Below are 22803 nucleotides of genomic sequence, written 5' to 3' on the forward strand. Positions count from 1 at the left end.
CAGGAATGGTGGGCCCTCGGACCGGTGGCGTCCAGCACGCCGGGGAAGCCGCGTCACCAAGGCCCGTCAGGCCACGGTCACCGTCTCGTCGTCGCGTCCGGCGAACTGGGTCCGGTACAGCTCGGCGTAACGGCCCTTGGCCGCGAGGAGCTGGTCGTGGGTGCCCCGCTCCACGATCCGGCCGGCCTCCACCACGAGGATCAGGTCGGCGGCGCGGACGGTGGAGAGCCGGTGGGCGATCACGACGGCGGTGCGGTCCTGGAGGGCCTCGGCCAGGGCTTCCTGGACGGCCGCCTCGGAGGTGTTGTCCAGATGCGCGGTGGCCTCGTCGAGGATGACGACGCGCTGGCGGGCCAGCAGCAGCCGGGCGATGGTCATGCGCTGGCGTTCGCCGCCGGAGAGCCGGTAGCCGCGCTCGCCGACGACGGTGTCCAGACCGTCCGGCAGGGACCGTACGACCCCGTCCAGCCGGGCCCGGCCGAGCGCGGCCCACAGTTCGTCGTCGGCGGCTTCGGGGCGGGCGAGGAGCAGGTTGGCGCGGACGGTGTCGTGGAAGAGGTGGCCGTCCTGGGTGACCATGCCGACCGTGGCCCGCAGCGAGGCGGTGCTCAGGTCGCGTACGTCGACACCGCCCACCCGCACCGCGCCGCTGTCGGTGTCGTACAGCCGGGGCAGCAACTGGGCGATGGTTGACTTGCCGGCGCCGGAGGAGCCGACCAGGGCGACGGTCTCGCCGGGGGCGGCGCGGAAGGAGACGCCGTGCAGGACCTCGGCGCCGCCGCGTACGTCGAGCGTGGCGACCTCCTCCAGCGAGGCGAGGGAGACCTTGTCGGCGGCCGGGTAGCCGAAGCGCACGTCGTCGAACTCGATGGCGACCGGCCCCTCCGTCACCGGGGCGGCGTCCTTCTTCTCGGCGATGAGCGGCTCCAGGTCCAGCACCTCGAAGACCCGCTCGAAACTGACCAGCGCGCTCATCACCTCCACCCGCGCACCGGCGAGCGCGGTCAGCGGGGCGTAGAGGCGGGTGAGCAGCAGGGCGAGGGAGACGACGGCGCCCGCCTCCAGGGTGCCGCGCAGGGCGAACCAGCCGCCGAGTCCGTAGACGAGGGCGAGCGCCAGGGCGGAGACCAGGGTGAGGGCGGTGATGAACACCGACTGGGCGGTGGCGGTGCGCACGCCGATGTCGCGGACCTCGCGGGCGCGGGCGGCGAACTGGGCCGACTCCTCCTCGGGGCGGCCGAACAGCTTGACGAGGGTGGCGCCGGGCGCGGAGAAGCGTTCCGTCATCCGGGTGCCCATGGCCGCGTTCAGCTCGGCCGCCTCCCGCTGCATCCGGGCCATCCGGCGGCCCATCCGGCGGGCGGGCAGCACGAACACCGGCAGCAGGACCAGGGCGAGCAGGGTGATCTGCCAGGACAGGGTGAGCATCACGGCGAGGGTGAGCAGCAGGGTGACCACGTTGGTCACCACCCCGGACAGGGTGGAGGCGAAGGCCCGCTGGGCGCCGATCACGTCGTTGTTGAGGCGGCTGACCAGGGCGCCGGTGCGGGTGCGGGTGAAGAAGGCGACGGGCATCCGCTGGACGTGGTCGAAGACGGCGGTGCGCAGGTCGAGGATGAGCCCCTCCCCCAGGGTCGCCGACAGCCGCCGCACGAAGATGCCCAGTCCCGCCTCGGCCAGCGCGACCAGGGCGATGAGCAGCGAGAGCCTGATCACCCGGCCGGAGTCGTGGCCCGCCACGATGGCGTCGACCACGCGACCGGCAAGCACCGGGGTGGCCACGGCGAGCAGGGCGGTCACGATGCCGAGCAGGACGAACCGGGTGATGCCCGCGCGGTGCGGTCGGGCGAAGGCGGCGATGCGGCGCAGCGTGGCGCGGGCGAGGGGCCGGCGCTGCTGCTGCGCGGTCATCACGCTGTGCAGTTGCGTCCAGGCGGTGGTTTCCATGCTCATGGGACCAACGTAAGACCTCAAGTTTGCTTGAGGTCAACCGTTCCGGGGCCGCGTGCGGCACAGTGGGCCCTCCAGCAACTCGGCGAGGAGGGGTCAGGATGCCGGTCCGGGTGGAGGCGAACGGTCATGTGACGACGGTCGTGCTGGCGCGCCCGGAGGCGCGCAACGCGGTCGACGGGCCCACGGCGGCCGAACTCGCGGGTGCGTTCCGGGCGTTCGAGGCGGACGACGACGCCCGCGTGGCGGTGCTGTGGGGCGAGGGCGGCACGTTCTGCGCGGGTGCCGACCTCAAGGCGATCGGCACCGGGCGCGGGAACCGGGTCGCGGCGGACGGCGACGGCCCGATGGGGCCGACCCGGATGCGGCTGTCCAAGCCGGTGATCGCCGCCGTGGCGGGGCACGCCGTGGCGGGCGGTCTGGAGCTGGCGCTGTGGTGCGACCTCCGGGTGGCGGAGGAGGACGCGGTGTTCGGGGTGTTCTGCCGCCGCTGGGGCGTACCGCTGATCGACGGCGGCACGGTACGGCTGCCCCGGCTGATCGGGACCGGCCGGGCGATGGACATGATCCTCACCGGCCGTCCGGTGGCCGCCGCCGAGGCGTACGAGATCGGTCTGGTCAACCGGGTGGTCCCGGCCGGCCGGTCCCGTGTCGAGGCGGAACTGCTGGCGGCCTCCATCGCCGGTTTCCCCCAGGCGTGCCTGCGCGGCGACCGGGCCTCGCTGCTCGACCAGGAGGGGCTGTCCGAGGAGGAGGCGATGCGGGGTGAACTCCGGCACGGTACGGGCGTGCTGGCTCAGGCGATGGAGGGGGCGGCCCGGTTCGCCGGGGGTGCGGGGCGGCACGGGGCGTTCGGTGAGGCGTGAACTCACGGCGAGAACACGCCTGTCACCGTCGGTCGGGCGAGGGTCGCGTACCCCCTCGTACGGCCGTCACCTGTAGGTGATGACCCTTCCGTCCCTGCCGTCGTGCCCCCGCCTGCCCCAGGGGCCCCGCCTGCCGTCGTCGCCGTCGTCCCCGTCGTCGCCCGGCCGGCCCGTGGGTCCGGTGGGGCCGGGATCGCCGGACGGACCGGAGGGTCCGGGCGGGCCGGGCGGGCCCTGGTGCGTGCCGCTGCCGCCGTCCTCGAGACTGACGCGCTGCATCTGCATCTCGTCGAGCTGCTGTTGGTGGGCGACGAGCAGGACCGCCTGCCCGACCAGCACGACGGTCAGCGCCGCGCCGACCGCCATGCGGCGCCGTGACCCACTCAACACCTCTTTCACGCTTCTCACATTGATCCTCACACTGGATGACGGGGCAGTACGACGGACGACGGTTCGCGGAGGTGACCGCGAGGGCGGCTCTAGCTCGCCGGCGGGGCGACGGCGTCCTTGCCGTCCTTCCCGTCCTTGCCGTCCTTTCCGGGCGGACCGGCAGCCCCGTCCGCACCGTCCGTCCCGTCCTTTCCGGCCGGGCCGATGGGACCGGCGGGTCCGGTGGGGCCGGCCGGACCGGAGGGACCGGCGGGTCCGGGCTCGAGACTCTCCTGGAAGTCGACGGACTGCGTCTGCAGACCCTGGATCTGCAGGTGCTGTTCGACGATGACGGCCGACTGCACGACGAGCGCGATGGTCAGCACGGCGCCGAGCATGAAGGGACGCCGCGGGCTTCGCAGCGCTTGACTCACGTTTCTCATATGCATCCTCACGCTGAGTGACGGGCGAAAGTGTAAAGGACGAAAAGTCGGGGGAAGCGGAACGCCGCGTCGAGTGTCTTCGCGCTCTTCAGGGGTGCTGAGCACCGGCTCGGCGAGCGCCGCGGGAATCGGCGGAACGTCGGACGACCCGTCACTTTCCGTTGTTCATCGCCCTGCCGCATGGACCTCGGGCGGTTCGGACCGCCGTGTCGCATGCGGCAGGATGAGCACACGCGCCCTTCATCGAACCTTCGTACGGAGGGCACGGTCGCACATCCCGGAGAGCGAACAGGTGAGAACGTGACGCAACTTCACATCCGGCCTACGGCGGCGTCCTTGGGCAGCATGTCCAGGTGGAGGTGACCGATGAACCGTCATGTGACCCTGGACGACCTGGTCCTCGCCGGCATAGCGCTGGCCGCCGGCCTCGTGCTGGCCTTCCTGTCCCGCACGATGCTGCGCTGGCTGGCCAAGCACGCCAAGCGCACCCGGTGGAGCGGTGACGACGTCATCGTGGACGCGCTGCGTTCCGTCGTGCCGTGGGCCGCGATAGCGGGCGGTATCGCGGCGGGCGCGGCCGTGCTGCCGCTGACGGGCACCGTCCAGAAGCACGTCAACCAGACCCTCCAGGTGTGGCTGATCTTCGTGGTGACCCTGTCCGCGGCACGGGTGATCGCGGGCCTGGTGCAGAGCGTCACCCAGTCCCGCTCGGGCGTGGCGGGTTCGGCGACCATCTTCGTCAACATCACCCGGGTACTGGTCCTGGCCATCGGCTTCCTGGTGGTCCTGCAGACCCTCGGCATCTCGATCGCCCCGCTGCTCACCGCCCTGGGCGTCGGTGGTCTCGCGGTCGCGCTGGCGCTCCAGGACACGCTGGCCAACCTGTTCGCGGGCATCCACATCCTCGCCTCCAAGACCGTGCAGCCCGGTGACTACATCCGGCTGAGCAGCGGCGAGGAGGGCTATGTCGTCGACATCAACTGGCGCCAGACCACGGTGCGTCAGCTCTCCAACAACCTCGTGGTCATCCCCAACGGCCAGCTCGCCAAGACCAACATGACCAACTTCACCCGCCCCGAGCAGGAGTTGACGGTGCTGGTGCAGGCCGGGGTGAGCTACGACTCGGACCTGGAGCACGTGGAGCGGGTGACGTCCGAGGTGGTCGACGAGGTGATGACCGAGATCACCGGCGCCGTACCGGAGCACGAGGCGGCCATCCGCTTCCACACCTTCGGGGACTCCCGGATCGGGTTCACGATCATCCTGGGCGTCGGCGAGTTCAGCGACCAGTTCCGGATCAAGCACGAGTTCATCAAGCGCCTGCACCGCCGTTACCGCGAGGAGGGCATCCGCATCCCGGCCCCCGCCCGCACGGTCGCCCTCCAGCAGGGCTCGGTGCTGATACCGCAACAGCGCACCGGCGACGACGTGCAGACAGGCCCGGCCCCGGCCGACCAGTGAGAGAGGTGGCGGCGTCCCGATGACGGGGGCGCCGCCACCGGCACGTCACTCCTCGGACGCCGCACTCCGCGACCAACCACGCCGCTCGCCCTCGTCGATGAGGTGCCGGCCCGCCGTCCACAGGGAGGCGGAGGCTTCTCCGATCACCGACTTGCGGGCCCGGACGTCGTCGGCGGTGACGCCGGGGGTGCGCCAGGTGCCGCCGCGGGCCATCCAGTTGAGCAGGAGCGGCTGGAGGCGGTCCATGGCCTTGGCGAACCTGGCCTCCGGGGTGCCGCGCTCCTCGAACTCGTCCCACAGGGCCCGCATCCGCCGGGCCTGGTCCTCCGGGAGCAGCCGGAAGAGCTCGTCCGCCGCCACCGCCTCCCGCTCCTGCTGACCGGCGCCGCCCGCGGTGTCGTACAGCGGGGTGTCGCCCGCGTAGATCTCCACGAGGTCGTGCAGCAGCACCAGCTCGACGGTGTGGCCCACGTCGATGGGCTCGTCGGAGTGCTCGGCGAGGACCGCGACCATCATGGCCAGGTGCCACGAGTGCTCGGCGTCGTTCTCCCGGCGGTCCGCCGCGGCGAGGGGCGACTGGCGCAGCACGGTCTTGAGCCGGTCCACCTCCACCAGGAAGGTGAGCTGGGCCCGCAGCCGCTCCTCCAGACCGTCGGGCAGGGGCGTCTTGTCCACGAGCAGGTTCCGGCGTTCATCACTCACCGGCTCATCGTGGCACGCGCGACCACCGGCCCACACCACCGGGCTAAGCTCGAAATGGTATGACTTCTCCACCCGATCCAGATCCCGATTACGATCCCGACCCCGGCCTCGACCCCGGACAGGCGGCCTTCACCCCGCCGTCCCGTGCCGCGCTCGACGCGCGGCTCGACTCGATCACCCGGCAGCCGTTCCGGGCCAAGTTCCACCTGCGCGGGCGGGACCGGGTCACGGCCGGACTGAAGGGGCCCGCCACGATCAGGTGGCACGCGTACGACCTGATCGCCGGGCGGCTCGCCCCGGCCCGGCCGCACAAGGACGGCAAGCAGACCCCGTACCGCGGCCATCCCGTCTTCGTGGCCCAGCACGCCACCGGCACCTGCTGCCGCACCTGTCTGCTGCGCTGCCACGGCATTCCCAAGGGCCGGGAGCTGACCCGCGCCGAGCACGTGTACGTCGTGGACGTGATCTGCCGCTGGATCGAGCGCGAGATGACCGGCGACCCCCGCTGAGCGGTCAGGTCCGGACCCCTGTCGAACCGGACCCGGTCACGAGATATCTTGATGTCGAGCAATGTTGCAGACGTGGAGCGGAGCACCCGGTGACTGACTCGACCATCATCTACACCTACACGGACGAAGCGCCGGCCCTGGCGACCCATTCGTTCCTGCCGGTGATCCAGGCGTACGCCGCCCAGGCCGGTGTCCCCGTGGAGACGCGCGACATCTCGCTGGCCGGGCGCATCATCGCCGTCTTCCCGGAGTACCTGGACGAGGACCAGCGCATCCCGGACGCGCTGGCCGAGCTGGGCGACCTGGCCAAGACGCCGGCCGCGAACATCGTCAAGCTGCCGAACATCTCGGCCTCGATCCCGCAGCTCAAGGCCGCCGTCGCCGAGCTGCAGGCCAAGGGCTACGCCCTGCCGGACTACCCCGAGGACCCGAAGACCGACGAGGAGCGCGAGGTCCGCGCCCGCTACGACAAGATCAAGGGTTCCGCCGTGAACCCGGTCCTGCGTGAGGGCAACTCCGACCGCCGCGCCCCCGCCTCGGTGAAGAACTACGCCAAGACCCACCCGCACCGCATGGGCGCCTGGACCCCCGAGTCCAAGACCAACGTGGCCACCATGGGTGAGAACGACTTCCGCTCCACCGAGAAGTCCACGGTGATCACCGAGGACGGCACGCTCCGCATCGAGCTGGTCGCCGAGGACGGCACCACCACCGTGCTGCGCGACTCGGTGCCGGTCCGCAAGGACGAGGTCCTCGACGCCTCCGTCATGCACGTCGCCGAGCTGGAGCAGTTCCTCGCCGCGCAGGTCGCCCGCGCGAAGGAGGAGGGCGTCCTGTTCTCCGTGCACCTGAAGGCCACGATGATGAAGGTCTCCGACCCGATCGTCTTCGGCCACGTGGTGCGCGCCTTCTTCCCGAAGACCTTCGCGAAGTACGGCCAGACCCTGAAGTCGGCCGGCCTGTCCCCCAACGACGGCCTCGGCGGCATCTACAAGGGTCTGGAGACCCTGCCCGAGGGCGCCGAGATCAAGGCGTCCTTCGACGCCGAGCTGGCCGAGGGCCCCGCGCTCGCCATGGTCGACTCCGACAAGGGCATCTCCAACCTGCACGTCCCCTCGGACGTCATCGTGGACGCCTCCATGCCCGCGATGATCCGCACCTCCGGCCACATGTGGGGCCCGGACGGCGAGGAGCACGACACCCTCGCGGTGATCCCGGACTCCTCCTACGCCGGTGTCTACCAGGCCGTCATCGAGGACTGCCGCGCCAACGGCGCCTACGACCCGTCCACCATGGGCACGGTCCCGAACGTCGGCCTGATGGCGCAGAAGGCCGAGGAGTACGGCTCCCACGACAAGACCTTCGAGGTCGCCTCCGCGGGCACCGTCCGCCTGGTCGACGCCGACGGCAACGTGCTCATCGAGCAGCCGGTCGCCGAGGGCGACATCTTCCGCGCCTGCCAGACCAAGGACGACCCGATCCGCGACTGGGTCAAGCTGGCCGTCACCCGCGCCCGCGCCACCGGCGACCCGGCCGTCTTCTGGCTGGACGAGACCCGCGCGCACGACGCCAACCTGATCGCCAAGGTCAACCAGTACCTCACCGAGCACGACACCGAGGGCCTGGACATCCGCGTCCTGCCGCCGGTCGAGGCCGCCAAGCTGTCGGTGGAGCGCATCCGCCGCGGCGAGAACACCATCTCGGTGACCGGCAACGTGCTGCGTGACTACCTGACCGACCTCTTCCCGATCCTGGAGCTGGGCACCAGCGCCAAGATGCTGTCGGTCGTCCCGCTGATGGCGGGCGGCGGCCTGTTCGAGACCGGTGCGGGCGGCTCGGCCCCGAAGCACGTCCAGCAGCTCGTCAAGGAGAACTACCTGCGCTGGGACTCCCTCGGTGAGTTCTTCGCGCTGGTCCCGGCCTTCGAGCAGTTCGCGGAGGCCACCGGCAACACCCGCGCCAAGGTCCTCGCCGACACCCTGGACCGCGCCACGGCGACCTTCCTCGACGAGGACAAGTCCCCGACCCGTCGCGTCGGCGGCATCGACAACCGCGGCAGCCACTTCTTCCTCTCCCTGTACTGGGCGCAGGAGCTGGCCAGGCAGACCGACGACGCCGACCTGGCGAAGGCGTTCGCCCCGTTCGCCGAGGCCCTCGCGGCCGACGAGCAGCGAATCGTCGAGGAGCTGCTCGCGGTGCAGGGCTCCCCTGCCGACATCGGCGGCTACTTCCAGCCGGAGAAGGCCAAGGCGGACGCGGTCATGCGCCCGTCGGCCACCTGGAACGCGGCGCTCGCCTCCCTGAGCTAACACCTGCGGTAGCTGTACGTGCGTGCCCCGGCCGGACTCCTCCGGCCGGGGCACGGTCGTAACCGGGCTGTGCTGCGGCCGTGTTGCGGGGATGTGGCGTACATGAAGTCCTCGTGGCGTGGTTCGTGCCGGGCTGTCCGGAGCTGTCCGGCCGTGCTTGTCTCGTGCCCGAAGCCGCGCCCGCACCGCACGAGGAGCACCATGAGCAGCCAGCCCATCGACTCGGTCACCGCCGGTCACACCCCGGACGAGCAGCCCGCCGGCCCCGACACCTCCGCGTGGTCCTTCGAGACCCGGCAGATCCACGCCGGCGCGGCGCCCGACCCGACGACCGGGGCACGGGCCACGCCGATCTACCAGACCACGTCCTTCGTCTTCCAGGACACCCAGCACGCCGCCGACCTGTTCTCGCTCGCCGAGCCCGGCAACATCTACACCCGCATCCACAACCCGACGCAGGACGTGTTCGAGCAGCGGATCGCCGCGCTGGAGGGCGGTGTCGCCGCCGTCGCGCTGGCGTCCGGGCAGGCCGCCGAGACGCTCGCGCTGCTGACCCTGGCGGGCGCGGGCGACCACATCGTCTCCAGCGCCTCGCTGTACGGCGGCACCTACAACCTGTTCCGGCACACCCTGCCGAGGCTGGGCATCGAGGTGTCGTTCGTGGACGACCCGGACGACGCGGAGGCGTGGCGGGCCGCGATCCGGCCGAACACCAAGGCGCTGTTCGCGGAGACGCTGGGCAACCCGCGCGGCAACGTGCTCGACGTACGGGCGGTCGCGGACGTGGCGCACGACGCGGGTGTGCCGCTGATCGTGGACAACACGGTGCCGACCCCGTATCTGCTCCGGCCCATCGAGCACGGCGCGGACATCGTGGTGCACTCCGCGACCAAGTTCCTCGGCGGGCACGGCACCGCCATCGCCGGTGTGGTGGTGGACGGCGGCACCTTCGACTTCGGCGCGCACCCCGAGCGGTTCCCGGACTTCTCCGAGCCCGACCCGAGCTACCACGGCCTGCGGTACTGGCCCGCGCTCGGTCCGGGTGCCTTCGCGGTCAAGCTGCGGGTGCAGTTGCTGCGCGACCTCGGCCCGGCGCTCTCCCCGCACTCGGCGTTCCTGCTGCTCCAGGGCGTGGAGACGCTGAGCCTGCGCCTGGAACGGCACTCCTCGAACGCGCTGGCCCTGGCCGAGTGGCTCCAGGGCCGCGACGAGGTGGCCGCGGTCCACTATCCGGGGCTGGAGTCCAGCCGGTGGTACGAGGCCGGGCGGAAGTACCTGCCGCGCGGCTCCGGCGCCGTCGTCTCCTTCGAGCTGCGGGACGGGGTGGAGGCGGGCAAGCGGTTCGTGGACGCGGTGGAGCTGTTCAGCCACCTCGCCAACATCGGTGACGTCCGCAGCCTGATCATCCATCCCGCGTCCACCACGCACAGCCAGTTGGACGAGGAGCAGCTCAGGGCGACCGGCACCGCGCCGGGCCTGGTCCGGCTCTCGGTGGGCATCGAGAACCTGGCCGACCTGAAGGCGGACCTGGAGGCCGGGTTCCGCGCGGCCAAGGGCGCCTCCTGAGCACCGTTCCGCGCGCCCGCACCGAACCGCTCCAAGCGGCCGGCGGCGCCTGGCGGGACGGGGACCCCGCCGGGCGCCGCCGGTGGTACACGGCCGACGCGCCGCTGCCGCTGGAGGCGGGCGGTGAACTGCCGGGTATCCGGCTGGCGTTCGAGACCTGGGGGCGGCTCGCGCCGGACCGGTCCAACGCGGTGCTGGTGCTGCACGCGCTGACCGGGGACAGCCATGTGGCGGGTCCGGCCGGGCCGGGGCATCCGACGCCGGGCTGGTGGGACGCGCTGGTCGGCCCGGGCCGGGCGCTGGACACCGACCGCTGGTTCGTGGTGGCGCCGAACGTGCTGGGCGGCTGCCAGGGCAGCACCGGCCCGGCCTCTCCCCGGCCGGGCGCCGACCGGGCCTGGGGCGGCGCGTTCCCGTTCCTGACCCAGCGGGACCAGGTGGCGGCGGAGGCCGGGCTCGCGGACGCCCTCGGGATCCACCGGTGGGCGCTGGTCGTCGGCGGCTCGATGGGCGGGATGCGGGCGGTGGAGTGGGCGGTGTCGTACCCGGAGCGGGTCGGCGCGCTCCTGCTGCTCGCCACGGCCGCCTCGGCGAGCGCCGAGCACATCGCCTGGGCGGACATCCAGCTACGGGCCATCCGCGCCGACCCGCACTGGCTGGGCGGCGACTACCACGGCACCGGGCGGGGCCCGTCGAGCGGTCTCGGTCTGGCCCGCCGGGTGGCCCACGTGACCTACCGGGCCGAGGCGGAGCTGCGGACCCGGTTCGGCCGGGCACCGCAGGGCCCGGAGGACCCCTGGCACGGGGGCCGTTACCAGGTGCAGTCGTACCTGGACCACCATGCCGAGAAGCTGATCCGCCGCTTCGACGCGGGGAGTTACGTGGTGCTGACCGAGGCGATGAACGCGCATGACGTGGGGCGCGGCCGGGGTGGCGTCGGGGCGGCGCTGGCACGGGTACGGGCGCCTGCCCTGGTGGCCGGAGTGGATTCCGACCGGCTCTATCCGCTGTCCCAGCAGCGGGAGTTGGCCGCGCTGATCCCGTCGGCGGACGGGACGCGGGTGGTCGAGTCGCCGTACGGGCACGACGGGTTCCTGATCGAGACGGAGCAGGTTGGCACACTGGTGGCCGAGTTGTTGCGCTGACCCTTGGGAGAACACGTGCCGGAGTCCTCGTTCGAGCTGCTGCCCGGTGACCCGTCGTCGCCGGTACTGCTGCATGTACCGCATTCCGCGCGGGAGATCCCGCCGGAGGTGCGGGCGGGGCTGGTCCTGGACGACGCCGCCCTGGAGCAGGAGCTGGACCACATCACCGACTCTCATACGGCTGAACTGGCCTCGGTGGCGGTCAAGTTCGCCGGGGTGCGGCCGTGGCGGTTCGTGAACCGGCTGTCCCGGCTGGTGGTGGACCCGGAGCGGTTCCCGGACGAGCGGGAGGAGATGAGCGCCGTGGGCATGGGCGCGGTGTACACCCGCACCACGCACCGGGAACCGCTGCGGGCCGAGGACTTCGACCCCGCGCCGCTGATCGAGCGGTACTTCCACCCGTACGCCCGTGCCATGACCGAAGCGGTGACGGAGCGGCTGGCGGCGACCGGGCGGGTGGTGGTGATCGACGTCCACTCCTACCCGTCCCGGCCGCTGCCCTACGAACTGCACGGCGAGGGCCCGCGCCCGGCGGTGTGCCTGGGCACGGACGCCTTCCACACCCCGCCGGGACTGACGGCGGCGGCGCGGTCGGCGTTCTCGCCGTTCGGGAAGACGGGGCTGGACAGCCCGTTCGCCGGCACCTACGTACCCCTCACGCACTACGGCCGGGAGCGGCGGGTGAGCGCGCTGATGGTGGAGATCCGCCGGGACACGTACATGACCGAGCCCGGCGGCCCGCCCGGAGCGGGTCTGGAACGCCTGGCGGGCGCCTTGGCCGCGCTGGTGGACGCTGTCGGCTAGGGCCTGTCCGGCGGATCAGGGCGCGGGTGAGTGGGGGTGCCCATCGCACCCCGCGTCCGCGATTGGATCCGCCGGGCAGGCCCTAATGCCTGCTGCGGGCGTGGGTCGTCCAGTCCAGGATCTGCACGGCGGCTCCGGCGGCTTCGAGTCCCTGGCAGCGGCCGTGGTGGCGGCGGGCGATGCCTTCGAGGTCGAGGTGGGCGCCGAAGGCGGGGTGGGCGGCGAGGCGGCGGGCGTAGGCCCACAGGGCGGAGAAGCCGGTGATCCGGTGCACGGCGGAGGCGTCGAGGTGGCAGCGGTGCACGGTGTCGAGCTGGACCAGGGAGACCCAGAGGTCGATGTCGGCGGCGGTGAGGCGGCCGCCGGCCAGGTACTCCTCCTCGGTCAGCCAGCGCTCCAGCCGGCCCAGGGTGTCGAGGAGCACGTCGAGCGCGGCGGCCCGCCCGGCCGGGTCCTCGTCGGCCCGGCCCGCCCGCTGCGCGGCCTGTTCGATGCCCTCGGCGCAGAGCCGTTCCACCGCGTCGATGGTCGACTCCAAGCCTCGGGGCCGCAGCGGTTCGCCGCCCGCGCGGGGGAAGCGGTCGAGGTCGCGCAGGATGTCGGGGGCGTGGGTGCTGACGATGCGTCCGGACCAGGCGTCGCTGAGCACAGGCGCCTTGGCGGGGCCGGAGTAGCGGTGCGCGCTGGCCTCGTAGAGCGGGCGGAGTGCGGCGTGGCCGCCGTCCGGGGCATCAGGAACCGCGGGGAGCAGGGTGACCGGACAGCTCGCGTCGAGGCCGAGCAGGCTGTGTCCGATGGCGAGGCGCAGCCCGTCGGGGCAGGCGGTGGAGAGGTGGAGCCGGTAGCGGTGCGGCACGGCGTAGTGGCCACTGCGCGCGTCCCGGCCGATCCGCCCCCGGAAGGCGGAGCTGTGCCGGACGGTCGGAAGCGCGGTCGGCGAGGTGATGGGCATACGTACGTCTCCCCAGGGGCGAGGGCGCGCGGGGGCGCGCCTGCGGGAACAGCGTCGGCGGACGTGCGAGGAGGTTGGGAACGCGACGGACGAGAGCGCGCGGGCGGGCGGAGGCCCAGGTCAGCGGCGTGGTCCGATCGCGCTGCACACACGCAGCAGGTCGATGTGCAGGCGGGAGGTGAGAAGGGGCGCGCGCCACGGCGTACGGCCGCTGCGGCCGGTCACCGTCTCCAGGCGCGTCATGCGTCCCCACCTGTTCGCTGGACTTCCCCGAACTTGGAGTGTCGGCCCGGCCGTACGCGGCGTCAAGAGGGTGTCCACCCCTGGGACAGGCCCTTACGTACCATCACACCCATGAGCCAGATCCTCTCGATCGCCCGCCCCGACAGCGTCCGGAGCGTGCGCCTGGACACCGCCCGCGGTACCTTCGCCGCGTTCACGGCCGCGCCGCCGGACTGCGCGCCGCGCGGCACGGCCCTGCTGGTGCCGGGCTTCAACGGAAGCAAGGAGGACTTCCTGCCGTTGCTGCCGGGACTGGCCGAGGCGGGCTACCGGGTCTTCGCCATCGACCAGCGGGGCCAGTACGAGACGGGTCCGGCGTCCGAGGCTCCGTCGTACGCGCCCGAGGATCTGGCGTCGGACGTGATCGCGCTGGCGGCGGTGCTGGGCCGGGTGCATCTGGTGGGCCACTCCTACGGAGGGCTGGTGTCCCGCCTGGCCGTGCTGAACACCCCGTCACCCGAGGGCACTTGGTCCTCCCTGACGCTGCTGAACTTCGGCCCGGCGGCGGTGGCGGAGTCGACGCGGTCCCGTCTGGAACTGCTGCTGGACGCCCTGCGCACCACCCCGGTCCCGGACCTGTGGCCCTTCCTCCGCCCGGAGGACGGCGGGGTACCCGAGGAGGTGGTGGCCTTCCTCTCGGACCGCTGGTCCCGCAACGCACCGGAGGCGCTGCGCCTGGCGGCCGAGCAGATGCTCGCCGAACCGGACCGCAGCGCCTCCCTCCGCCGCACCGGCATCCCCGTCTCGGTCGTCTTCGGCACCCCGGAGGAGACCTGGCCGGAGCGCGAAGCGGCGGCGATGGCAGGCGAGTTGGGCGCACGCTACACGGAGATCACGGGCGGCGGGCACTCGCCCAACGTGTACGAACCGGAGGCCGTGATCGAGGCGTTGACGGGGTTCTTCGACTCCGTGCGGTGATGCGCCGTCAGCGCTCCCGGTGCGCGGCGACCGTCTCGCGCAGCTCGTCCGGCGTGAAGCCGAGGTCGCGCAGGATCCGCGCGGCCGGGCTCCCCTCGACCCGGATCAGCCCCAGCAGCATGTGCTCCGTGCCGACCCGGTCGTGACCCAGCTCGTCCGCCGCCTCCCGCGCCCGGTCGATGGCCTCCTTGCTCTCCGGGCGGAACGGGATGTGCCCCCGCAGCGCCTTCTGCCCGGCCGGGGGCAGCGTGTCCGCGACGGCGTCCCGGACCCGCTGCTCCGACCCGGCCTTCGCCACCAGCACGTCGTACGCCACTCCCTGCGGTTCCCCGAGGAGGCCGAGCAGGAGGTGTTCGGAGCCGATGGAGTCGTGCCGGTACGTCCGGGCGGCCTCCTGCGCGAGCACGATCCCGTGCCGGTTGAGGTTGGTGAACCGCTCGAACGGCGCGGGCGCGTGCCGCTGCTGAGCGGCCTGCTTGGACACCCCGATGGCATCCCCGATCTCGGTCCAGGACGCCCCGGACCGCTTGGCCTTGCTGACGTAGTGGTCGATGAGCTGGTCCCCGAGGTCGGACAGCGTCTGCGCCCGCAGTCGCGCTTCGCTGATGTGGGCGAGGTCGCCGGCTTCGGGGAGTTCTTCGTCGAGACGGGCGATCAGGTCGGCGAGGTTGATGTCGAGTGGACTCATGCGTCAAGACTAAGTTGACGATCTGGCACGGTCAACTAGTAATTGACGATTACCGTCGGAGTGTCCTCGCATTCAGCACCCCTCTCGCGGCAGCGCCGCCACGAAGTCCGCCAGCGCGGTGGCCTGCGGCGGCATTTGTCCGCGAAGGTGACTGCGGTAGTGGTCGGCGACCAAGCGGCGCAACTCCGCCTCTTCCGGCTCCTTGCCGGCCAGCGCAAGGCGGACATCGAGGGGCTCGCCCGTCATGGACAAGGGTCTGGCCAGCGCGTCGAAGCCGACGGTGAACTCGTCGGGCATCTCCCACCAGGCTTCGGCGAACGCCTGGTCCTTCAGGACGTACATGTAGTGGTCGTCATCGAACAGGATCACGGGGGCCGTCGGCATAGTCATCCGCGGAGTATGCCCGACGACGCCTCGGCGAGGGCGGGCCCGGAACCTCCCGGCCACCCCTCCCCCACGGGTCCCATCCCGACACCGTCATCCCTGGTCAGCAGGGGTGCGGGAGGCCGACATTGGCCGATTGACACAGCCGAATCGGCCGATAGTCGATGTTCGCGGCCGTCGAGTTGGCGCTGTCCGTGCGAGCGTCCTAGAGTCGACTTGGTTGGTCTAGGCAACCTTTATTCGGGAACCTTCCCATCCCCCCACAGAACCACGGCAACAACCGGCCGGACCGAATCGTGCGCCGGCCCAGGAGGACCCCCCATGCCCGACGTCGCAGCCCCACGCTTCCGCAATCCCGTGGAGGACATCCTCGACGCCCTGCGGGAGAGCCCCGGCCGCGAAGCCCTGGTGCACGGTGAACACCGTGTCTCCGCAGGGGAGTTCCGCGACCTGGTGCACCGGATGGCGTGGGCCCTGCAGGCCCAGGGGATCGAGCGCGGCCAGACCGTCACCCTGCTCAGCGGCAACCTGCCCGAGGCGATAGCCGTGCGCTACGCCGCCAATCTGATCGGCGCCCAGGTCAACCACCTGTACAGCAAGCTCTCCGCCGACGTGCAGACCGCGATCGTCGCCGACATGGAGACGCGGGCCCTCGTGGTCGACCCCCGGCTGACCGACCGGGCCGCGGAGATCACCGAGTCGGTGCCGGTCAAGTCGGTTCTGACGCTGGGCCCTTGCGACAGCGCCGAGGACCTGCTCGCGCTGGCGGCGACCGAGGACGCCGTACCGTTCCCGAGCCAGGCGGAGCCGGACGACATCTGCGGCATCCGCCACACCGGCGGCACCACCGGCCACCCCAAGGGCATCTGCACGACCTTCCGCCAGGTGCAGGAGACGCGTGCCGCCCGCCCGGTCGCCGGCGAAGAGACCGGGGAGCACCGGCAGTTGGTCGCCACGACCATCGCCCACGCGGCCGGGATGCTCGCCGACGCCGTGCTGGAGACCGGCGGCACGGTGGTCCTGCTGGACGACTTCGAGCCGGGCGAAGTGCTCCGCACCATCGAGCGCGAGCGCATCTCCCACATGTGGCTCCTGCCGCCGCTGCTCTACCAGTTGCTCGACCACCCCGACATGGCACACACGGACACCTCCGGCCTGCGCCAGGTCCTCTACGGCGGCTGCCAGTCCTCCCCCGCGCGGATCGCCGACGCCGTGCGCCGCCTCGGCCCCGTGCTGATGCAGGGGTACGGCCAGAACGAGGGCGGCATCTTCAGCGTCCTGTCCCCGCAGGACCACGACCCGGACGACCCCGCGCGACTGCGCACCGCCGGGAAGATCCTGCCCAGCGTCGAGGTGGAGATCCGGGACGCGGACGGCAGCGTCCTGCCGAACGGCGAGCACGGCGAGATCTGCGTCCGCTCCGCCATGGTCATGCAGGGCTACTGGAAGCAGCCGGAGCTGACCGCCGAGGTCCTCAAGGACGGCTGGCTGCACACCGGCGACGTCGGCTTCCGCGACGACGAGGGCTACCTGACCGTGGTGGACCGCCTGAAGGACATGATCGTCGTGGTCGGCGGCCATGTGTACACCACCGAGCTGGAGGACCTCCTCAACAGCCACCCGGACGTCCTGCAGAGCGCGGTCTTCGGCGTCCGCGACGAGGACCGCATGGAGCGCGTCCACGCCGCCGTGCTCCTCGCACCCGGCGCGACCACCACCGCCGACGACCTCCGCGCACTGGTGCGGGCCGAGCGCGGCGCCATGTACGAGCCGGCCCGCATCACCTTCCCGGACGCCCTCCCCCTCACCGACGTCGGCAAGCCCGACAAGAAGGAGCTGCGCCGCCGCGCGACGCTCTGACCCGACCCGAGGGGCCGTTCCGGAACACCGTCCGGAACGGCCCCCGCGTCGGTGGCGTGCGGGCCGGGCACGCTCCCCCGGCCCGCGGACGTCAGGCCAGGACGCCGCTCTCGCGCAGCAGCGGCAGTACGTGGTCGCGTACCGCGGGGGCCAGCCGCAGGCCGTCCTCGCGGCCGGTCGTCCACCGCATGTCCGCCAACTCCGCGGCGGGGCGCGGGTCCTGGTCGATGCGCGCCGTGAAGACCGTCATCGCCATGGGCACCCCCTCCAGGGCGGCGACGGCCTCGACCTCCGCCAGGAGGCGCGGCTCCAGCGGCACGACACCCAGTTCCTCGTCCAGCTCGCGCACCAGCGCCTCCAAGGGCTCCTCGCCCGCGTCGGGCTTTCCGCCGGGGAGGTAGAAGACGTCGGGGGCCGCCTGCTTGCTCACGACCAGGAGACGCCCCTCCCGGACGATCACGGCGGCCGCGACGACCAGACGACCGTGCTCGTCGAGGCTCGGCGCGGCTGCGGTCACATTTTGTTGCTCCATACATCTGATCTTGGCAGCCGCTCGACCCCGACCAGGAACCCAGGCATATTTGCGCAGCCTGAACTGCGCAAGTTAGCCTGTACATATGACCGAGATCGCCGACACCACCGGTGTGTCCGAATCCGCCGTGCGCGCGGCGCACGAGTTCCGCGTGGTCTTCAGCCGGCTTCGGCGGCGGATGCGGGAGAGCTACGACCCCGGCGACCTGACGCCGTCGCAGACGTCCGTGCTGAGCCGGCTGGACAAGGACGGGGAGGCGTCGGTCAGTGACCTGGCCGCGGCCGAGCGGGTGCGGCATCAGTCGGTGGCCGCGACCGTCGCCGTACTGGAGGAGCGCGAGCTCGTGTCCCGGCGGCCCGACCCCTCCGACGGGCGGCGGCAGTTGGTGTTCGTCACCGACAGCGGGCACTCCTTCCTGGAGGACCGCCGGCGGGCCGGGGAGGGCTGGCTGACCCGCGCGCTGGAGGACCGGTGCACGGAGGCCGAGCGGCGGACCCTGCTGGAGGCGGCGGCCGTACTCGACCGGGTCGTCCGCTCGTGACGCTGCGCCAACTGCTCCCGGTCCGGGCGAGGAAGGACGACGGCTTCGACCGGCGCCTGCTCGCCCCGATGATGCTGGGGTCCGTACTCAACCCGGTCAACTCCTCCGTCCTCTCGGTCTCGCTGGTCCCGATCGGCGCCGCCTTAGGCGCACCGCCCGCGCAGACCGCGTGGCTGGTCTCCGCCCTGTACCTGGCCACCTCCATCGGCCAGCCCGTCGTGGGACGGCTGATCGACCTCTTCGGACCGCGCCGCCTGTTCCTGGTAGGCACGGCGCTGACCGGTGTCGCGGGCGTCGTGGGCATGCTCGCCCCGAACCTCGGTGTGCTCGTCGCCGCGCGCGTGCTGCTCGGCTTCGGCACCTGTTCCGGCTATCCGGCGGCCATGTACCTGATCCGCAGCGAGGCCCGGCGCACCGGACAGGAGAGCCCGACCGGCGTGCTCACCGCGCTCGCCGTCACCACCCAGACCGTCGCCGTCGTCGGCCCGAGCCTCGGCGGACTGCTGATCGGCGTCGGCGGCTGGCGCGCCACCCTCGCCGTCAACATCCCGCTGGCCCTCGTCGGCCTGTACCTCGGCGCCCGCCGCCTGCCCGCGACCCCGCCCACGCCGGGTACCGGGGACCGCCGCCCCCTCGCCGCTCTGGACCTGCCGGGCATGGGCCTGTTCGCGACGGCCCTGGTCTGCCTGCTGCTCTTCCTCATGGAACCCGGTGCCGCCCACTGGTACCTCCCGGTGCTGACCCTGGTCACGGCGGCCGCCTTCACCTGGCGCGAGCTGCACACCGGGCAGCCCTTCATCGACATACGCGTCCTGAGCGGCAACCTCCCGCTGCTGGCCACCTACGCCCGGTCCCTGTTCGCGTACATCGTGAGCTACGCCTTCCTCTACGGGTACACCCAGTGGCTGGAGGAGGGCCGGGGACTGTCGGCATCCCAGGCCGGACTGGTCCAACTCCCGCTCTTCGCCACCGCCTTGGTCGTCTCGACCCTGACCGGGCGCCGGCAGGCGATCCGCGGCAAGCTCCTGGTCGGCGCCGTCGGTCAGCTCGCCGCGAGCGCCCTGCTGCTGGCGCTGACCGACAGCAGCCCGGTGTGGACGCTGCTGGCCGTCGTCCTCGTCCTCGGTGTCCCGCAGGGCCTGAACAGCCTCGCCCTGCAGAACTCCGTCTTCCACCAGGCCGACCCCGGGCGCATGGGCTCCTCCGCCGGGCTGTTGCGCACCTTCGGCTACCTCGGCGCCATCGTCGCCTCCGCCGCGGGCGGCGCCCTCTTCGGGCAGCGCGCCGACACCGGCGGACTGCACCACCTCTCCTGGCTGATGCTCGCCGTCAGCGCGCTCTTCCTCGCCGTGACCGTCGCCGACCGTTCCCTGCGCGGCCTCGGCACCCCGCGCGACGGGGCCACACCCGCGAACCCGTGAGGACCTGACATGCCCGGCCCCGCCCTGCTCGTGATGGACGTCCAGCGAGCCGTCACCGAGCGCGTCCCCGACCCCGGCCACACCCCGCGCCTCGCCCGCGCGGTGGCCGCCGCCCGTGCTGCCGGAGTTCCGGTGGTGTACGTCGTCGTGGGCTTCCGCCCCGGCAGGCCCGAGGCCAGGTCCAGCGCGATGTTCGGCGCGCTGCCCGAGGGCGCCTTCACCGGCAGCGACCTCGAACTGGTCCTGCGCGGCGGCGGCATCGACCACCTGGTCCTGACGGGCCTGGCCACCAGCGGTGTGGTGCTGTCCACCCTCCGCCAGGCCGCCGACCTCGACCACCGCCTCACCGTCCTGGCCGACGGCTGCGGCGACACCGACCCCGAGGTCCACCGGGTGCTGACCGAGAGGGTCTTCCCCCGCCAGGCCGAGGTGACCACCGTGGACGCCTGGATCAGCGGCCTTCGCCGGTAGAACCGCTCACGGGCCCGGTGGCCGTGAGGACGAGGACGGCCTGGTCGTCGTCGATGTCGTGCCCGCCGGTGAAGACGTGCACGGCGTCGGTCAGCGCGTCGATGAGCTGCCGCGCGGCCGGCGTCCGCGTCGCAGCGCCGAGGGCCCGGGCGACGCGTTCCTCGCCGAACTGCTCGCCGTCCGCCGCGCGTGCCTCGGTGAGCCCGTCGGTGTAGAGCAGCAGGCTCTCCTGCGGGCGCAGCCGCAGGCGCCGGGGGCTGACCTGCGGGTCGGAGGCCACGCCCAGGAGAAGTCCGGACGCCTCGACGGTGTGGACGGCGTGCCCCGCGTCGAGGACGAGGGGCGCGGTGTGCCCGGCCCGGATCAGCTCGATGTCCAGACCGTCCGGGGTCGGGGTGAACTGCCCGTAGACGAGCGTGACGAAGCCGGTGCCGTGGCTGCCGGGGCGGTCGCACAGTGCCCGGTTGACGGCTTCCACGACGGCCTGCGGTCCGGGCAGCAGCGGGGCGACGGCGCGGGCGGTGTGCCGGACCAGCGCCGTGGTGGTGGCGGCGGTCGCGCCGCGCCCGCAGACGTCGCCGAGCATGAACGCCCACCGGCCGTCCCGCAGCGGGAACACGTCGTAGAAGTCGCCGCCGATGTCGAGTCCCTCGCCGGCGGGGTGGTAGTAGGTGGCCACGTCGGCGCCGGGCACGTCGGGGACGCCCGGCAGCAGCAGACCGGCCTGGAGGTCGCGGGCGAGGGTGACCCGGTGGGTGTACTGGCGGGCGTTGCGGGCGGCGGAGGCCGCGCGCCGGGCGAGTTCCTCGGCGAGGGCGACGGTGTGGCCGTCGAAGGTGTGGTCGCCGACGCTCAGCAGGGTCATGGTCCCGAAGGTGCTGCCCCGGTCCAGGAGCGGGACGCACAGGTAGCCGGTGACGCCCAGGTCGTGCCAGGGCCCCGGACCGGTGGGCGTGCGGCGGGCGACCTCGCTCACCCCGGAGGCCAGGACCCGGGCCACGGCGTCGTCGGCGGCGTCGTAGACCGGGATGTGGGAGGCCAGCAGGGCGCCCTGCCCGGCGTCCGGTGCCGCCGTGGCGACCCGGCGTACGCGGCCGGATTCCACCATGTCGACCGCGCACAGCGGGGCGAGGGCGGGGCTGCACGCGGCGGCCAGGCGCTGGAGGGTCTGGGTCGCGTCCAGGTCGTAGGCCAGGGAGGTGCTGGCGTCCAGCAGGAAGGCCAGGTCGGCGCGGGCGGCCTTCTCGCGGGCCTCGGCCGCCTGCCGTGCCTGCTCGGCCTGGTGCCGTTCGATGGCCAGGGCGGCGGTGCCCGCGAAGATCCGGGCGAGCGCGAGGTCGTAGTCCTGCGGCGAGCGGGGCGTGCGGTGGTACATGGCGAAGGTGCCGAGCAGCGATCCGTCGCGGGCCAGGATGGGGGTGGACCAGCAGGCGGCCAGCCCGGCCTTCTGCGCCAGGTCCCGGAAGTCGTCCCAGTACGCGTGCGTGTCGATGTCGGAGACGATCACGCTCTGCCGGCGGTGGGCGGCCGTACCGCAGGAGCCCACGCCGTCGCCGGCGGCGATGCCGTCGATGGCCGCGTTGTAGAAGTCGGGCAGGCTCGGGGCGGCGCCGTGGCGCAGATGGCGGCCGTCGGCGTCGGCGAGCAGCACCGAGACCAGCACCTCGTCGGGCGACAGCTCCTCGATGACACGGGCCATGCCGTGCAGCACGTCGGTCAACGGGGCCTGGCGGGCGATCTGTTCCAGCAGCGCCCCGTGTTCGGCCGTGAGCGCCTGGGCCTGTCTGACCTGGGTGGTCTCGGTCCCGATCATGCGTACGCCGGTCACGTTGCCGCCGGCGTCGAGGCGGGGCTCGTAGGTGAAGTCGAAGTAGGCCTCGCGTGCGTCCGTCCCGGTCCCCAGCAGCACCCGCCGGTCCCGGCCGGTGACGGCCTGGCCGGTACGGAAGACCCGGTCCAGCACGGTGATCAGGCCCTGCTCGACGAGTTCCGGCAGCAGTTCCCCGAGCGGCAGGCCGGTACGGGCCCGGTCCGCACCGCCGATCGCGGCGAAGAACGCCGGGTTCGCGGCCTCCAGCATGTGCGCCGGACCGGCGAGGGAGGCGAAGACGGCCGTCGAGTGCCCGAACAGCGCACGCAGATCGTCGTCCAGCCCGCCCGGGGCACTCCCCGCACGGTCGGGCACGGGCTGGTCCAGCCCTGGTACGAGCGTCATGCGCTCCGCTCCTCGTTCTGTCGAACCGCCGCGACGACGCCACGCGTGTCCGCGCCCGCGGCAAGCGCCTCGGCAGCGTCCATGTGCACGGAGAAGAGCTGGTCCAAACCTGTCAGGGTGAACAGACGTGACACCGAGGCGGGTACGGCCGCCAGCCGCAGCGCCCGCTGCTGAGCGGAAAGCCGCTGGTAGAGGCGGAGCAGCGCGCTGATCCCGGAGGAGTCGCAGAAGGTCAGGGCCGCGCAGTCGACCACTACCGGCAACGTCCCCTTCGAGCCGCCCAGTTCCTCGTCGGCGGCCTCGTGCAGTTGCACCACGCTGTCGAAGTCCAGCTCCCCGCACAACACGAACAGCACGCCCAGCGCGTGCCGCCTGACATCCACCGTGAACACCCTGAGCTGCCTCCCGCCCGGCT

23 protein-coding genes are annotated in these 22803 nt (G+C 72.4%); 12 read left to right on the forward strand and 11 right to left on the reverse strand.

Annotation, left to right across the window (positions count from 1 at the left end; genetic code table 11):
• Positions 1-66 precede the first annotated feature (66 nt).
• A complete protein-coding gene (locus tag HEK131_RS18485) occupies positions 67-1953 on the reverse strand; it encodes an ABC transporter ATP-binding protein (RefSeq protein WP_244336209.1) in 1887 nt (628 codons plus the stop codon).
• A 98-nt stretch (positions 1954-2051) separates the two neighbouring features.
• Here HEK131_RS18485 and HEK131_RS18490 point away from each other — a divergent pair, with 98 nt between their 5' ends.
• The gene (locus HEK131_RS18490) at positions 2052-2816 is read left to right on the forward strand and encodes a crotonase/enoyl-CoA hydratase family protein (protein WP_244336210.1); all 765 of its coding nucleotides are present in this window, start codon (positions 2052-2054) and stop codon (positions 2814-2816) included.
• A 66-nt stretch (positions 2817-2882) separates the two neighbouring features.
• Here the strand turns inward: HEK131_RS18490 and HEK131_RS18495 are convergent, their stop codons facing one another.
• Both HEK131_RS18495 and HEK131_RS18500 read right to left on the reverse strand, forming a co-directional pair.
• A complete protein-coding gene (locus HEK131_RS18495) occupies positions 2883-3206 on the reverse strand; it encodes a hypothetical protein (RefSeq protein ID WP_244336211.1) in 324 nt (107 codons plus the stop codon).
• An 89-nt stretch (positions 3207-3295) separates the two neighbouring features.
• Positions 3296-3571, reverse strand: coding sequence for a collagen-like protein (locus tag HEK131_RS18500; RefSeq protein WP_217463669.1), 276 nt, complete (start codon positions 3569-3571; stop codon positions 3296-3298).
• 423 nt (positions 3572-3994) lie between these two features.
• On the opposite strand from HEK131_RS18500, the gene HEK131_RS18505 reads away from it, so the two are divergent.
• The gene (locus HEK131_RS18505) at positions 3995-5089 is read left to right on the forward strand and encodes a mechanosensitive ion channel family protein (protein WP_244336212.1); all 1095 of its coding nucleotides are present in this window, start codon (positions 3995-3997) and stop codon (positions 5087-5089) included.
• A 45-nt stretch (positions 5090-5134) separates the two neighbouring features.
• On the opposite strand, the gene HEK131_RS18510 is transcribed toward HEK131_RS18505, so the two are convergent.
• Complete coding sequence (locus tag HEK131_RS18510) at positions 5135-5791, reverse strand: HD domain-containing protein (protein ID WP_244336213.1); 657 nt, start codon at positions 5789-5791, stop codon at positions 5135-5137.
• A 59-nt stretch (positions 5792-5850) separates the two neighbouring features.
• Between HEK131_RS18510 and HEK131_RS18515 the strand changes: the two genes are divergently transcribed.
• The 5 genes from HEK131_RS18515 (at position 5851) to HEK131_RS18535 (ending at position 12124) form a co-directional block, all read left to right on the forward strand.
• Positions 5851-6300: a DUF4186 domain-containing protein gene (locus HEK131_RS18515; RefSeq protein ID WP_244336214.1), complete on the forward strand. Its 450-nt coding sequence runs from the start codon at positions 5851-5853 to the stop codon at positions 6298-6300.
• Positions 6301-6389: 89 nt separating this feature from the next.
• A complete protein-coding gene (locus tag HEK131_RS18520; RefSeq protein WP_244336215.1) occupies positions 6390-8609 on the forward strand; it encodes an NADP-dependent isocitrate dehydrogenase in 2220 nt (739 codons plus the stop codon).
• Positions 8610-8810: 201 nt separating this feature from the next.
• Entirely contained in the window at positions 8811-10175 is a 1365-nt protein-coding gene (locus HEK131_RS18525; RefSeq protein WP_244336216.1) for a bifunctional o-acetylhomoserine/o-acetylserine sulfhydrylase, read from the forward strand.
• Positions 10172-11320 (forward strand): homoserine O-acetyltransferase MetX, encoded by a 1149-nt coding sequence (metX, locus tag HEK131_RS18530; RefSeq protein WP_244452063.1) that lies wholly within the window; start codon positions 10172-10174, stop codon positions 11318-11320. Before HEK131_RS18525 ends, metX begins: the two co-directional genes overlap by 4 nt.
• 15 nt (positions 11321-11335) lie before the next feature.
• Positions 11336-12124: an N-formylglutamate amidohydrolase gene (locus HEK131_RS18535; RefSeq protein WP_244336217.1), complete on the forward strand. Its 789-nt coding sequence runs from the start codon at positions 11336-11338 to the stop codon at positions 12122-12124.
• Between the two features lie 82 nt (positions 12125-12206).
• On the opposite strand, the gene HEK131_RS18540 is transcribed toward HEK131_RS18535, so the two are convergent.
• The gene (locus HEK131_RS18540; RefSeq protein ID WP_244336218.1) at positions 12207-13076 is read right to left on the reverse strand and encodes a glutathione S-transferase C-terminal domain-containing protein; all 870 of its coding nucleotides are present in this window, start codon (positions 13074-13076) and stop codon (positions 12207-12209) included.
• Positions 13077-13196: 120 nt separating this feature from the next.
• On the reverse strand, positions 13197-13319 hold the full coding sequence (locus HEK131_RS30155) for a putative leader peptide (RefSeq protein WP_279614259.1): 123 nt from the start codon (positions 13317-13319) through the stop codon (positions 13197-13199).
• 111 nt (positions 13320-13430) lie between these two features.
• On the opposite strand from HEK131_RS30155, the gene HEK131_RS18545 reads away from it, so the two are divergent.
• Complete coding sequence (locus tag HEK131_RS18545; protein ID WP_244336219.1) at positions 13431-14276, forward strand: alpha/beta fold hydrolase; 846 nt, start codon at positions 13431-13433, stop codon at positions 14274-14276.
• Positions 14277-14283: 7 nt separating this feature from the next.
• Here the strand turns inward: HEK131_RS18545 and HEK131_RS18550 are convergent, their stop codons facing one another.
• The gene (locus HEK131_RS18550; protein WP_244336220.1) at positions 14284-14964 is read right to left on the reverse strand and encodes a Clp protease N-terminal domain-containing protein; all 681 of its coding nucleotides are present in this window, start codon (positions 14962-14964) and stop codon (positions 14284-14286) included.
• A gap of 72 nt (positions 14965-15036) precedes the next feature.
• Positions 15037-15354 (reverse strand): hypothetical protein, encoded by a 318-nt coding sequence (locus HEK131_RS18555; RefSeq protein ID WP_244336221.1) that lies wholly within the window; start codon positions 15352-15354, stop codon positions 15037-15039.
• Between the two features lie 315 nt (positions 15355-15669).
• Here HEK131_RS18555 and HEK131_RS18560 point away from each other — a divergent pair, with 315 nt between their 5' ends.
• Positions 15670-17208, forward strand: coding sequence for an AMP-binding protein (locus HEK131_RS18560; RefSeq protein WP_244336222.1), 1539 nt, complete (start codon positions 15670-15672; stop codon positions 17206-17208).
• Positions 17209-17299: 91 nt separating this feature from the next.
• Here HEK131_RS18560 and HEK131_RS18565 read toward each other — a convergent pair whose 3' ends face one another.
• Complete coding sequence (locus tag HEK131_RS18565; RefSeq protein WP_244336223.1) at positions 17300-17725, reverse strand: NUDIX hydrolase; 426 nt, start codon at positions 17723-17725, stop codon at positions 17300-17302.
• Between the two features lie 100 nt (positions 17726-17825).
• Here HEK131_RS18565 and HEK131_RS18570 point away from each other — a divergent pair, with 100 nt between their 5' ends.
• From HEK131_RS18570 to HEK131_RS18580, 3 genes are all read left to right on the forward strand, one after another.
• A complete protein-coding gene (locus HEK131_RS18570; protein WP_217463681.1) occupies positions 17826-18281 on the forward strand; it encodes a MarR family winged helix-turn-helix transcriptional regulator in 456 nt (151 codons plus the stop codon).
• Positions 18282-18349: 68 nt separating this feature from the next.
• The gene (locus tag HEK131_RS18575; protein ID WP_432215706.1) at positions 18350-19702 is read left to right on the forward strand and encodes an MFS transporter; all 1353 of its coding nucleotides are present in this window, start codon (positions 18350-18352) and stop codon (positions 19700-19702) included.
• 9 nt (positions 19703-19711) lie between these two features.
• Positions 19712-20173, forward strand: a complete 462-nt coding sequence (locus HEK131_RS18580; protein ID WP_244336225.1) for an isochorismatase family protein — start codon at positions 19712-19714, stop codon at positions 20171-20173.
• On the opposite strand, the gene HEK131_RS18585 is transcribed toward HEK131_RS18580, so the two are convergent.
• Positions 20154-22388, reverse strand: a complete 2235-nt coding sequence (locus HEK131_RS18585; RefSeq protein ID WP_244336226.1) for a GAF domain-containing SpoIIE family protein phosphatase — start codon at positions 22386-22388, stop codon at positions 20154-20156. The two genes, HEK131_RS18580 and HEK131_RS18585, sit on opposite strands and share 20 nt — an antisense overlap.
• Positions 22385-22780: an STAS domain-containing protein gene (locus HEK131_RS18590; protein WP_244336227.1), complete on the reverse strand. Its 396-nt coding sequence runs from the start codon at positions 22778-22780 to the stop codon at positions 22385-22387. Before HEK131_RS18590 ends, HEK131_RS18585 begins: the two co-directional genes overlap by 4 nt.
• Positions 22781-22803 lie beyond the last annotated feature (23 nt).

Origin of the sequence: Streptomyces seoulensis, assembly GCF_022846655.1 — a bacterium.
In the GTDB taxonomy this organism is placed as follows: domain Bacteria; phylum Actinomycetota; class Actinomycetes; order Streptomycetales; family Streptomycetaceae; genus Streptomyces.